This window comes from Luteibacter sp. OK325, from assembly GCF_003050935.1.
Lineage (GTDB): Bacteria > Pseudomonadota > Gammaproteobacteria > Xanthomonadales > Rhodanobacteraceae > Luteibacter.
Map to the genome: position 1 here is coordinate 872,539 of NZ_QAOX01000002.1, position 10,530 is coordinate 883,068.

A 10,530-nucleotide genomic window follows, 5' to 3' on the forward strand; every position below is an offset into this window, starting at 1 on the left:
TCAAACGGCGGTGCAGCACAAGGTGGTCGTTCGGGCCCTGATCGTGGAGTCCTACTCTCGCCAGTAGCGACCGGCCGGTCGACGCCACTCCCTTACAACGCGCGGCGCGGCACCGCGAGGCAGATCGACCTGGATCGCGCCGCTCACTGCGGTATTGAGCACGTCGGCCCCCGCATCCTCGTGGCGCGCCAGCACCGACGCGTGCGGATGGCCGAAACGGTTGCGCCAGCCAGCCGACACGATGGCCAGCTCGGGCTGCACAGCCCGGAGCCAAAGCACATCCGACGAATGCTTGCTGCCGTGATGGGCCACCGTCGTCACCGTGGGCAGGTCGGACCAGAGCGCCTCGCGGTCGATGCGGCGCTCGGCCTTGTCGCTGATGTCGCCGGTGAGCAGGAAGCGGCCGCCATCTCCCTCGACCGCAAGCACGCACGAGCGGTCGTTGCTGGCCGTCTTACCCTGCACTGCCGGCGGGACCTCGATGAAACGAAAGCTGACTTCGTTCCACGACCAGTCGGCAGCCGAAGTGCACTGTTCCGCCGGGAAGCCCAACCGGCCCGGTTCACCGGAGAGTCGTCGAGCCTGCGGGTAGCGGGAGACGATCGCCGATGCGCCGCCCGCGTGGTCGATGTCACCGTGACTGACCACGAGCGTGTCTACGGGACCCAGGCCCAGTGCCGTGATCGACGGCAGCACGATGCCGGCGCCGGCGTCGCGTCCCCCGCCATAGGCGGGCCCGGTGTCGTAGACCAGCGTGTGCTGTCGCGTACGAACGACCACGGCCAGTCCCTGCCCCACGTCGAGCACCCATACGCGAAAGGCGCCCGCCCTGGGCATGTCTCGCACCGGTAGCAGCAGCGGCAGGAACAGCAACGCGCCGTAGCCGCGCAAGGGCACGCCACGCGGCATGAACAACCACAGCGCGCCCACCGTCGCCAGGACGACCGGGAGGATGCCGCTCTCGGCCACGCTCAGTTGAGCACCCGGTACCTCCGCCAGCGCGGCGAGCATGCGCCACAGCCGGCCGAGCAGCCACGCGGCACCGGCGAGCAGCGGTACGGCGATCGCCGGCAAGGGCAACAGGACGCAGCCCAGCAGCGTCAGCGGTACCACCACGAAACTGACCAGCGGCGCGGCGACCAGGTTGGCGACGAATCCCATCAGTGATGTACTGCCGAACAGGCACAGGGACAGCGGAAGCAGCGCAATGCTCATCGCCGCCTGTGCGCGGAGCAGTTCGCCCAGCCAGCCGGCAAGCCCGCGCGAGCGCGGTGCCACGCAGCACACCAGGAAGCCGACGCCCGCGAACGAAAGCCAGAACCCCGCCGAGAGCACGGAAAGCGGGTCGAACGTCAGCACGGCGAGCATCGCGAACGCGAGCAGCGACATTCCGCCGGCCCGACGCCGTGCCATCCCGGCCAGCACGACGACGCCGATCATCAACAAGGTGCGCACGGTCGGCAGGCCCAGGCCGGCGAGCACGCCGTAGCCGCCCGCCACCAGCATGCCCAGCACCGCCTGCGCCAGCTGTCTTGGCAGCCACAGGCCAAGCAAGGGCCACCACGCGTAGAGCAGACGTACAGCGAGCACACCGCCCCCGGCCGCGACGCCGATGTGGAATCCCGAGATGGCGATAAGGTGCGACACGCCCGTGGCGCGCGCGATGTCCCAGTCCGCCGCGTCCAGTCCGCGTGTGTCACCGACAGCCAGCGCCTTGAGGATGCGTGCGTCGTCGCTGCCCAGATGCGTGTCCAGGGATCGCGCCACGCCATCGCGCCAGGCATCCACGCACCGACCAGGGCCCATGCGCGCATTGTCGGGAGCGGCCCGTACGTAGCCCGTAGCGATGATGCCGCGCTGAAGCGCCGTACGCTCCGCGTCGCCACCACCCGGATTGACGTTGCCGCGAGGGCGACGCAAGCGAACGGTAAGTTGCCAGTGCTCGCAGGGCGCAGGCGACACCGGCGTGCGATACCAGCTAAGGCGCAGTGTGCCGCGCGACCACGGCGGGGCACCTTCCACGCTTTCGGGGACGAAGAGGAACGAAGCGTCGCCGCCACGCGCCCGGGGAAGATCGACGACATGACCCCTTACAACGACATCCTGCCCCTCCTCCTCTGCCGGCAGGCGCGCGGCCATCCCATGTGCGCCGTGCAGCGCCGCCCAGCCGGCGAACAAAAGGCACACGGCAAGATGGCGTAACGGTCGCCACGGCAATGCGACGGTGCCCGCGAAGGCGACGAGAACGGCGAGCATGGACCACGGCCACGGCGGCAGCCACGCGCAGCCCTGCACTGCCGTGCAGCCAAGCAAGGCGGCCACAGCCAACGAGGTAAGCGTTAACGAGGGAACGCGACAAACCACGACGGACGCCGTTGCCTACGGCAGCCCAGCCTAGGCGCGAACCGTCGCGCCCGGGCCCATCAAATCGTGTGGGGCATCACCGCGGCATCAGTGGCCGTTATCGTGATTACCGCGATCGGCGTTTCCACGCGGAGCCGAGCCCGACGAACCCGGCGAACGCGCCGGGCGATTGCCGGCCTGCCCGCCACCCGGCGGCGGCGAACGACCACCACCGTGCCAGCCACCCGGCGGCGGCTGATGATTACCACCTTGCCAACCACCCGGCGGTCGCTGATGGTCACCGCCCTGGTTATCGCCCTGCCAGCCACCCGGCGGACGGTGATCACCGTCGCCCGGCCGACCGTGCCAACCGCCCGGCGGTGGCGGACGCGGATGATCGTGTCCATCGCGATCGCGGTAGTAGCGACGGTCGTAACCGCCGCCATATACGGCAATCGTCGAATAACCGCCGCCGTAATAGCCCGGCCCGTAGTAGCCGTAACCCGGATCGTAGTAAGCACCGCCCGGCTGGACGACAGTCGTCGTTTCCGTGCCGTAATAAGCATCGCCCCCGGAGCTGCTACGAACGTAGCCGGGGTCGTAGTAACAACCAGCGAGCGGCAGGGTTGCCGCGGCAGCCAGTAGCAGGGAATACGCACGACGCATGGGGTTTCTCTGATGAGAAGAACGGCGGTGGACGACTTCGACACTGCGCCCGCTCAATTGAACGCCCGCTAAAAAACGAAAGGGTCGCGAAAGCGACCCTTTCCCTTCATTCAGCCTTCTCCGATCACGGCTTGCTCTTCTGCTGATCGCCACGCTGGTGCGCTTCGTTGGCGTAATTGGCTTCCGGTGATGCCGGTGACGCTGACGGCGGAGTCGCCTCGCTGCCCGCAGGCGTCGCCGGCACGCCATTGCTGTTCTCGCCGGTCGGCCACGCTGGCGGCTGCCGATCGCGCTCGCGCTTGGCTTCGAGCAGGGCCTGGATGTGCGCGACCGCCTCTTCCTGGCTGATGTGCTGTACCGGCTCATCCGCCGCTGCGGGTGCCGCCGGCTTCGGCGTCGGCTTCGGGCGCGGCTTCGGAGCGGGCTTCGCCTTGACGACCGGCTTGGGCGCCGACGTGGCTGCCGGCACGACCGTCAACGGCGGCTTGCGCGGCGTGCTGGTCGCGGGGGTGCGCGATACCGGCTTCTGCTCGATCGTGTGCGCGCTTGTGCGGCGTGTGGTCGATACGGACTTTGTAACCGGCGTCGCGGCGGCTTTCTTTGCCGGGGCAGCACTCTTGCGTGCCGGCGACTTCGTGGCTGCCACCTTGCGTGCGGGCGCCTTGCGGGCCGCCTTCTTAGCGACAACCTTGCTAGCGGCTGTCTTGCGGGCCGGGGCCTTGCGCGCCGAAGCCTTGGTGCTGGCCTTCTTCACGGCGGCCTTGCGCGGCGCAGCCTTCTTCGCCGCGACCTTGCGCGCGGGCGCCTTCTTTACGGCAGCCTTACGCGCAGTGGTTTTCTTCACCGTCTTCTTCGCTGCGGACTTCCTGACGGCGGTCTTCTTGCCGGCAGCCTTCTTCACAGCGGTTTTCTTACCGGCGGCTTTCTTGACCGCGGTCTTCTTGCCAGCAGCCTTCTTGACCGGGCTCTTCTTGACCGCAGCCTTCTTGACAGCTGATTTCCTGGCCGACGACTTCTTAATGGCTTTCTTCGCGACGGTCTTCTTCACGGCGCTCTTCTTCGAGGTCGCTTTACGGGCCGCTGATTTTTTCGCGGCGGACTTGCGGGTAGTAGCCATGCGTTCACTCCTCCTACGTTAGTAGCCGACGCGAACTGCCCCACCGGGGAAGACCCGCGTGCATGCCGGACGACTTGGAAAAGGGTGGTGTTCGATCCGGACAAACGCATGATGTATCAGCTGTCGTCCGAAGTCACATAACTGGTTCGTAAAAGTTCAGGTTCCGGGTCAGGAAAAGCGCGGTTGTGACAGCAACGCGATGAAGCGGGGCAGCAAAGAGGGCTCGAGCGCGATGGTGAAGATCACGCCGTACGCCGCACCCCACAGGTGTGCGCTGTGGTTCACGTTGCCGCCGCCGCGCTTGTCCATGTAGATCGAATACGCGACGAAAAGCACGGCGTAGATGACCGCCGGCAGCTTGACGATGAAGACGTAGATGCTGGACCAGGGGCTGATCAGCACATAGGCGAAGAGGATCGCGGAGACCGCGCCGGACGCGCCCAGGCTACGGTAGGAGGCATTGTTACGGTTCTTCATGTACGTCGGCAGGATCGAGAAGATCAGCGCGCCGATGTAGAAGGTGACGAAGCCCAGCGGGCCCATCGCCTCGGTGAAGATGCCTTCCATGTTCCGGCCGAAGAAATACAGCGTGAACATGTTGAAGAAGAGGTGCGCGCCATCCGCATGGACCAGGCCATAGCTCACCAACCGGTAGTATTCACGGCTGCGTGAGAGCGCGGGCGGCCAGAGGATCAGGTCGTCCATCAGGCGGTGGTTGCGGAACGCGACGATCGAGACCACACAGGTCACGAGGATGATGAGCAGCGTGATCATGCGACGAAACAGCGTCCTTTAGGACCGGGCCAGCGCGCATCTTGGCGGTAACGCGCGCCGATGTCGAACCCCCGGGCCATGCCGGACAGGCGATGGACGGCTATCATGACCGACCTCCCCCGCTCCCGGCACGACCGATGTCCCCCATCCGTTACAAGCAGCTCGACGTCTTCGCCGCCCGCCACGGCGGCGGCAATCCGCTGGGCGTGGTGATCGACGCCGATGGCTGGTCCGACGAGCGCATGCAGCGCTTCGCCCACTGGACCAACCTGGTCGAAACCACCTTCCTGATGCCCGCGCACGCCGAAGGCGCCGATTACCGCGCCCGGATCTTTACACCGACCAAGGAAATCCCGTTCGCCGGGCACCCGACCATCGGCAGCGCCCACGCGGCGCTCGACGCCGGCCTGGTCACACCCGATGCCGCGGGGATCATCTGGCAGGAATGCGGCGCCGGCGTGCTGCCAATCCGCGTGGAAAAAGCCGGCAAGGCGCGCGAACTGTTCGTGCAGTCACCCAGGGCGCGCATCGTCGGCGATGCCTCCTGCGCCGGTGAGACGCTGTCCGCCGTGCTCTACGGCGTCAAGCTCGGCGCGCTGGCCCCCGCTTGCGTGGAAGGTGGCCGCCGCTGGTGGGTCGCCGAATTCGCCGACGAGACGGCCCTGCGCGGCTGGCGTCCGGACCATGCCGCTATTCGCGCGCTTGCACTGGCCACCGACACTCTCGGCCTGTGCGTGTTCGCGCGTTCCGCCGAAGGCCTGGCCGTGCGCGCCTTCCCGGCCGGTGTCGGCATCGTGGAAGACCCCGCCTCCGGCGCCGCCAACGGCCTCATCGCCGCCTACGTTGCCGCGCGCGACACCAGCGGCACGTTGACGAAAGGCTACGTGGTCAGCCAGGGCCGCGAAGTGGGCCACGACGCCCGCATCATCATCCGCATCGACGGCGAGGCCGTGTGGGTCGGCGGCTGCACCAACACCATCGTCGACGGCCACGTGGACTGGACGGACGCCTGACCATGCAGATCTGGGTCGACGCCGACGCCTGCCCGAACGTGATCAAGGACATCCTGTTCCGCGCCGCCGAGCGCGAACAGGTCAATGTGACCCTGGTCGCCAACGCGTGGATCCGCACGCCGGCTTCGCGTTTCGTCCGTTCGATCCAGGTGCCGGGCGGCTTCGACGTGGCCGATGACGAGATCGTCCGCCGCGTCGAACCAGGCGACCTCGTCGTCACCCAGGACATTCCGCTGGCGGCATTCGCGATCGAAAAAGGCGCGCTGGCCCTGCATCCGCGCGGCGAGATGTACACGAAGGAGACGATCGCGCAGCGCCTTTCCATGCGAAATTTCATGGAAGAACTCCGCGGCTCCGGCGTCGACACCGGTGGCCCCGCCACCATGCACCCGCGCGACCGGCAGAACTTCGCCAACGCGCTGGACACCTGGCTGGCAAAACGCCGCGCAGCCAGGTAAATCCGCGCCCCTTGCAGGAGGCGCTTCAGCGGCGAATGCTCTGGCGAAGGCGGTGCCCAGCAACCTGGTTATCGCCGCTGAAGCGGCTCCCACACGAGGCAATTACGCCCCGACGACTTCATCCAGCCGCAACGTAAGGCACTTGGCCGCCCCGCCCGACTTCATGAACTCGTCCAGGGCCACCTCGATCAACATGAAACCCGCGCCCTCCAGACGAGACCGCAGGTCCGGGCTTGCGCGATTGAGGATCACCACCTTGGCCAGGTTCACCGCGTTGCAGGCGAAGTCGAGGGCGTCGTGTTCGTGTACGGCTATACGGTGGCTGGACGGGACATGTTTTTCGATCAGCGCGAGCGAAGGCGCATCGAACGCCGCCGGGAAATACAGCGTGTAGCCGTCGGCCAGCGGGCAGAAGCAGGTGTCCAGATGATAGAAGCGCGGATCGGCAAGCTTCAGCGGCAGGACTTCGATGTCGAGCAACCTGGCAAGTGCGGACGCCGCGGTCTGGTCGGAGCGATGGCCGTAGCCCATCCACAGGCGACGTGAGACCCCGCGATCGAACAAGCCATCGCCGGCACCTTCGAAAAACACATCGTCGGGAAGATCCACGATATCGAAACCGTGGCGGCTGAACCAGGCGCGGTTATGAACCTCTTCGCCCTGTCGTTCCGTGTAACGGAAGCGGCTGGGGACGAAGCTGTTGCCGAAGACCAGGCCGGCGTTGGCGGCGAAAGTCATATCCGGCTGACCCGGCGCGGACTCCTCGAGCGCCACGTCGGCATGACGCGAGACCGTTTCGCGGAGGGCGTCCCACTGCCTGCGCGAGCGCTCGGCGGTGGTGTCATGGACGTGGTCGGTCATCCATGGATTGATGACGTAGCTGACCTCGAAGAATGTCGGTGGACACATCAGGACACGAGGAACCGTTCGTTCCATCGTCGGGGACATCGTTTCTGCCATGGACGGTACTCACCGGGATGGGGGAACGAGCCCCCATCATGGCAGAAACGCAGCGGTGTCCGTCAGGCCAGCTTGGCGCCGATCGAGGAAACCGTGTCCGCCGAGAAATGCAGTTCCTTCAGGGCTTCCTCGAGCGAATCGCGCGAGTTCGCTTCGACTTCCACTGCTTCACCGACGCTGGCCGGCGACACGTGGACGTAGCGGCTGCCTTCTTGATAAGCGATGCCTTCGTCATGGAAGATCTGCTTGGTGGCGAGCTTGAAGGTACCGTCGTTGGACTCCTTCACCGTGATCGCGCGCCCCTCATGCATGCCCTCGTATACCGTCTTCCAGGTTACCGTCATGATGTCGACCCTCAGCTGCACGACAGCGTGCGGGTCCGATTGTCGCGGACCCGCGGGGGTATTGATTGTGAAGGCTTGCCGAAACCGGGGCCGACATCACCCCTTCAGGCGGGCCCGCGCCGCGGCCACCCGGGCCAGGCCGGAGAAGTCCAGCTCGCCGTCGCCCGCCGCGAGGGATTCGAGCAGGGCGTCGTGCAGCACGCTGGCGAAGGGCATGGGCACGCGTTTGGCGTCCGCCGCGGCGCGCGCCAGGCCGATGTCCTTGAAGCCCAGGCTCAGCTTGAACGCCGCCGGGGTGTAGGTCTCCGCGGCGATCATGCCGCCATAGATCTTGTAGATCGGCGAGGCGAACAATGAATTCGACATGACGTCGAGGAAATCGGCCGCCGAAACGCCGTGAGCGCGGGTCAGCGTGGTTGCCTCGGCCATGCTCTCGATGGCCGCGCCGATCAGGAAGTTGCCGCCAATCTTGACGATGGTCGCGCGAATGGGGTCGTCGCCCATCGGCCAGACCTTCTGGCCGATCAGCTCGAGCAGCGGCTGCACCTTGGCGACGGCGTCCGGCTTGCCGGAGGCGACCACGTTGAGGTTGCCCGCGGCGGCGACTTCGGGACGACCGAACACAGGCGCGGCCACGTAGCCCAGGCCACGCTTCTCGTGCGCTTCGATCAGTTCCTGCGCCAGCGCGACGGAGATCGTCGCGTGGTTCACATGCACCGCGCCTTTGGGCAGCGCGTCCAGCACACCGCTGTCCAGGATGACCTCGCGAATGGCCGCGTCATTGGCCAGCATGCTGTGCAGCACCTCGGCATCGACGGCCGCATCGACGGCCTTCGCCGCGACTTTCGCGCCCTGCTCCGCCAGCGGCCTGGCCGCGTCCGCCGAGCGGTTCCATACCGTCAGCTCGTGGCCGCCCTTGATCAGGGTGCCGGCCATGCCGACGCCCATGTTGCCCAGTCCGATAAAGCCGATACGCATTTGCTTGCTCCGAGTCAGACAGCCAGGCCGGCGGCGTTGCCGGAGGCCCAGGCCCATTGAAAGTTGTAACCACCCAGATGCCCTGTCACATCGAGAACTTCGCCGACGAAATACAGGCCGGGCTGGCGTTTGGACATCATGGTGGCCGACGAAACCTCGTCGGTATCCACGCCGCCAAGGGTGACCTCGGCCGTGCGATAGCCCTCGGTGCCACTGGCGACCACGGGCCAACTGGCTAATTGTGCGCCGATGTCCCTCAACTCGGCGTCACGGTACTGGCGCATCGGTCGGTTGGGCAGCCAGATCTCGCACAGGCGCTCGGCCAGGCGGCGTGGCAACAACCCGGCAAGCACGGTCTTGAGTTCGGCCAGGGGACGCTCCGCGCGGCCTTCGAGCAGCACTTCCGCGGCATCGACGCCGGGCAGAAGGTCGACGCGCAGGTCGGCGCCCGGTTCCCAGTACGAGGAAATCTGCAGGATGGCCGGCCCGCTGAGGCCCCGGTGGGTGAACAGCAGCGCGTCGCGAAAACTTGCGTCGTTGGCGGCTGCCTCCACCGGCAATGCCACACCTGCCAGACCTTCGAAGCGTTCCTGGTGCTTGCCGCTGAGCGTCAGCGGCACGAGTCCGGCGCGAAGCGGCAGCACGGCGTGACCGAACTGCTTCGCCAGCTCGTAGCCGAAGCCGGTGGCGCCCAGGCTGGGAATCGACAGGCCACCGGTGGCAACCACCACCGAGCCGGCGCGCACGTGGCCCAGCGGGGTATCGCAGCCGAAGCCGGTTTCCGTGGCGCGCAGGCGCGATACCGCGCAATTGATCTCGACGCGAACGCCGGCCGCGGCGCACTCGTCCAGCAACATGCGCACGATCTGCTTGGAGGAATCGTCACAGAACAGCTGCCCCGGCGACTTCTCGTGCCAGGCAATGCCGTGCTTGTCGACCATGGCGATGAAGTCCCACGGCGTGTAGCGCGCCAGCGCGGACTTGCAGAAATGCGGGTTCGCCGAGAGGAAATTGGCCGGCAAGGTGGCCGTATTGGTGAAGTTGCAGCGGCCGCCGCCGGACATCAAAATCTTCTTGCCGGCCCGGTTGGCGTGGTCCACCACCAGCACGCGCTTGCCGCGGCCACCCGCGACGATAGCCGTCATCAGGCCTGCCGCACCCGCCCCGATGACGAGGACGTCGTATTCCATGCTGGGTTTTCCGCCGTACAAACACACATGGTAGCGCCCTCGCGTAAACTTGTTGACCTCGCCACGAGCCCAAGGACCCCCGCCATGCCTTCCTTCGACATCGTTTCGGAAGTCGACAAGCACGAACTGACCAACGCCATCGACCAGGCCAGCCGCAAGGTGACCAGCCGCTTCGACCTCAAGGGCACCTCGGCCGGCATGGAACTGGACGACAGCACCGTCACGCTGAAGGCCGACAACGAATTCCAGCTCGAACAGCTGATGCCGATCCTTCGTGAATGCCTTACCGCCCGCCATATCGACGTCCGCGCCATGGATGTGGGCAAGGTGGAGACGAACCTCGCCCAGGCCCGGCAGAAGATCACCATCAAGCAGGGTATCGAGCAGCCGATCGCGAAGAAGCTCATCGCGACGATGAAGGAAGCCAAGCTGAAGGTGGAAGCGCAGATCAACGGCGACAAGGTCCGCGTCAGCGGCAAGAAGCGCGACGACCTGCAGATGGCGATGGCGCTGTTGCGCAAGGCGGACGTGGAACTGCCGCTGCAGTTCGATAACTTCCGCGACTGACCGCAGATTTCTGTAGGAGCCAGTTTGCAGTGGTCTAATTTTCCTGGACACCCATGTAGGAGCAAAATCCCTACCGAGGTGACCCATGGGATATCGACCGATCGACCCGGCGCTCAAGCG

The 10,530-nt window shown here is 66.2% G+C and carries 11 protein-coding genes; 3 read left to right on the plus strand and 8 right to left on the minus strand.

Going from position 1 to position 10,530, the window contains the following annotated elements; genetic code table 11:
* Positions 1–51 precede the first annotated feature (51 nt).
* From C8J98_RS07665 to C8J98_RS07680, 4 genes are all read right to left on the minus strand, one after another.
* Positions 52–2,364, minus strand: a complete 2,313-nt coding sequence (locus C8J98_RS07665; protein ID WP_146171599.1) for a DNA internalization-related competence protein ComEC/Rec2 — start codon at positions 2,362–2,364, stop codon at positions 52–54.
* An 87-nt stretch (positions 2,365–2,451) separates the two neighbouring features.
* Positions 2,452–3,009, minus strand: a complete 558-nt coding sequence (locus tag C8J98_RS07670; RefSeq protein WP_107912546.1) for a hypothetical protein — start codon at positions 3,007–3,009, stop codon at positions 2,452–2,454.
* Between the two features lie 124 nt (positions 3,010–3,133).
* A complete protein-coding gene (locus C8J98_RS07675) occupies positions 3,134–4,126 on the minus strand; it encodes a histone H1-like repetitive region-containing protein (protein ID WP_107912548.1) in 993 nt (330 codons plus the stop codon).
* Positions 4,127–4,294: 168 nt separating this feature from the next.
* A complete protein-coding gene (locus tag C8J98_RS07680; protein ID WP_107912550.1) occupies positions 4,295–4,900 on the minus strand; it encodes a rhomboid family intramembrane serine protease in 606 nt (201 codons plus the stop codon).
* A 137-nt stretch (positions 4,901–5,037) separates the two neighbouring features.
* Here C8J98_RS07680 and C8J98_RS07685 point away from each other — a divergent pair, with 137 nt between their 5' ends.
* Entirely contained in the window at positions 5,038–5,913 is an 876-nt protein-coding gene (locus C8J98_RS07685) for a PhzF family phenazine biosynthesis protein (protein WP_107912551.1), read from the plus strand.
* Between the two features lie 2 nt (positions 5,914–5,915).
* On the plus strand, positions 5,916–6,371 hold the full coding sequence (locus C8J98_RS07690; protein WP_107912553.1) for a YaiI/YqxD family protein: 456 nt from the start codon (positions 5,916–5,918) through the stop codon (positions 6,369–6,371).
* 102 nt (positions 6,372–6,473) lie between these two features.
* On the opposite strand, the gene C8J98_RS07695 is transcribed toward C8J98_RS07690, so the two are convergent.
* The 4 genes from C8J98_RS07695 to C8J98_RS07710 form a co-directional block, all read right to left on the minus strand.
* Entirely contained in the window at positions 6,474–7,307 is an 834-nt protein-coding gene (locus tag C8J98_RS07695; protein ID WP_233260152.1) for a nitrate reductase, read from the minus strand.
* Positions 7,308–7,393: 86 nt separating this feature from the next.
* Complete coding sequence (locus tag C8J98_RS07700; RefSeq protein WP_107912557.1) at positions 7,394–7,675, minus strand: hypothetical protein; 282 nt, start codon at positions 7,673–7,675, stop codon at positions 7,394–7,396.
* Between the two features lie 96 nt (positions 7,676–7,771).
* A complete protein-coding gene (locus tag C8J98_RS07705) occupies positions 7,772–8,653 on the minus strand; it encodes an NAD(P)-dependent oxidoreductase (RefSeq protein WP_233260153.1) in 882 nt (293 codons plus the stop codon).
* Between the two features lie 14 nt (positions 8,654–8,667).
* A complete protein-coding gene (locus C8J98_RS07710) occupies positions 8,668–9,843 on the minus strand; it encodes an NAD(P)/FAD-dependent oxidoreductase (RefSeq protein ID WP_107912560.1) in 1,176 nt (391 codons plus the stop codon).
* An 84-nt stretch (positions 9,844–9,927) separates the two neighbouring features.
* On the opposite strand from C8J98_RS07710, the gene C8J98_RS07715 reads away from it, so the two are divergent.
* Positions 9,928–10,410: a YajQ family cyclic di-GMP-binding protein gene (locus C8J98_RS07715; protein ID WP_107912561.1), complete on the plus strand. Its 483-nt coding sequence runs from the start codon at positions 9,928–9,930 to the stop codon at positions 10,408–10,410.
* Positions 10,411–10,530: the final 120 nt, after the last annotated feature.

Coding starts and splice junctions, on each gene's coding strand:
- C8J98_RS07670 (WP_107912546.1), bottom strand. CDS start 3,009: ATGCGTCGTGCGTATTCCCTGCTACTGGCTGCCGCGGCAACCCTGCCG.
- C8J98_RS07675 (WP_107912548.1), bottom strand. CDS start 4,126: ATGGCTACTACCCGCAAGTCCGCCGCGAAAAAATCAGCGGCCCGTAAA.
- C8J98_RS07680 (WP_107912550.1), bottom strand. CDS start 4,900: ATGATCACGCTGCTCATCATCCTCGTGACCTGTGTGGTCTCGATCGTC.
- C8J98_RS07685 (WP_107912551.1), top strand. CDS start 5,038: ATGTCCCCCATCCGTTACAAGCAGCTCGACGTCTTCGCCGCCCGCCAC.
- C8J98_RS07690 (WP_107912553.1), top strand. CDS start 5,916: ATGCAGATCTGGGTCGACGCCGACGCCTGCCCGAACGTGATCAAGGAC.
- C8J98_RS07695 (WP_233260152.1), bottom strand. CDS start 7,307: ATGGAACGAACGGTTCCTCGTGTCCTGATGTGTCCACCGACATTCTTC.
- C8J98_RS07700 (WP_107912557.1), bottom strand. CDS start 7,675: ATGACGGTAACCTGGAAGACGGTATACGAGGGCATGCATGAGGGGCGC.
- C8J98_RS07705 (WP_233260153.1), bottom strand. CDS start 8,653: ATGCGTATCGGCTTTATCGGACTGGGCAACATGGGCGTCGGCATGGCC.
- C8J98_RS07710 (WP_107912560.1), bottom strand. CDS start 9,843: ATGGAATACGACGTCCTCGTCATCGGGGCGGGTGCGGCAGGCCTGATG.
- C8J98_RS07715 (WP_107912561.1), top strand. CDS start 9,928: ATGCCTTCCTTCGACATCGTTTCGGAAGTCGACAAGCACGAACTGACC.